The 1137-nt window shown below is 69.0% G+C and carries 2 protein-coding genes; both read left to right on the top strand.

What is annotated here, in order from left to right; all coding sequences use genetic code 11:
* Nucleotides 1–235 (top strand): cation:proton antiporter regulatory subunit (locus BACI9J_RS23530; RefSeq protein WP_201296731.1); only part of this gene is annotated, 235 nt, incomplete at its 5' end.
* 69 nt (nt 236–304) lie between these two features.
* On the top strand, nt 305–1137 hold an 833-nt coding region (locus tag BACI9J_RS23525; protein ID WP_159736735.1), incomplete at its 3' end, for a 3-oxoacyl-ACP synthase III.

Here is a 1137-nt window from a genome sequence, read left to right as displayed (position 1 = left end):
CACCAACGCGGACCTGGTCGGCAAGACGATCAAGGAGTCCGGGCTCTGGGACCGCGACATCACGGTCCTCACCCTGCACCGTGGCTCGAACGTCATCCCGAACCCACGCAGCGGTGTCGTCCTGGAGCCGGGTGACCGCCTGCTCTGCTTCGGCAAGCTCGAGGAGATGCGCTCGATGATCCCGGAGCGTCGCAAGCGGCGCGCGAAGGTGCGGAAGTTGCCGAAGGACGTCTGATCCGGAGCCGTCCAGCGCATCCGGATCGCGCACACAGGCCAGATGCGGAAGTATGTGTCGGTGACGATCATGACGGAACGGCCGGTCGACCAGGCATCGAGCAGTGAACCGGAGCAGCCCGGCAACGCCACGGCGAAGCACCGGAACGTCTCACTGCTCTCCGTGGCGACCACCACGGCGGAGCGTGTGACGACCTCTGCCGACATCGAGGCCAAGCTCCGTGGGGTCCTCCGTCGACTCCGTCTGCCGATGGGACTGCTCGAGCGCGTCGCCGGGGTCATCGAACGTCGCAACTGGGGCGAGGGGCAGACCTTCCAGGACGCCGCGATCGACGCCGGCCGCCGTGCCATGGCCGAGGCCGGGGTGCGTCCGGACGAGATCGGCCTGCTCATCAACACCTCGGTGACCCGTCCGCACCTGGAGCCGTCGGTGGCCGTCCGCCTGCACCACGGGCTCGGGCTGCCGTCGTCGGCCATCAACTTCGACATCGCGAACGCCTGCCTGGGGTTCGTCAACGCCATGAGCGTCGCCGCGGGCATGATCGACTCCGGGCAGATCAAGTACGCGCTCGTCGTCGACGGCGAGGACGCCGACCAGGTGCAGCTCAACACCATCGACCGCCTGAACCAGGGCGGGCGGAACCGCAAGGACTTCATGAGCGAGTTCGCCAGCCTGACCCTCGGGTCCGGTGCCGCGGCGGCCGTGCTCGGCCCGGCGGACCTGCACCCCGAAGGGCACCGGATCGTCGGCGGCGTCACCCGCGCGGCGACCCAGTGGTACGACCTGTGCGTCGGCAGCGTCGACGGCATGTTCACGGACGCCAAGATGCTGCTCAAGGGCGGCATGGAGCTCGTCGTCGCCGCCTGGACCGAGGCCCGCGCCCACTTCGACTGGGCCGACAT

It is taken from the genome of Arthrobacter sp. 9V (genome assembly GCF_902506065.1).
Taxonomy (GTDB): domain Bacteria; phylum Actinomycetota; class Actinomycetes; order Actinomycetales; family Micrococcaceae; genus Arthrobacter.
This window is presented reverse-complemented; position numbering and strand designations above follow the sequence as displayed.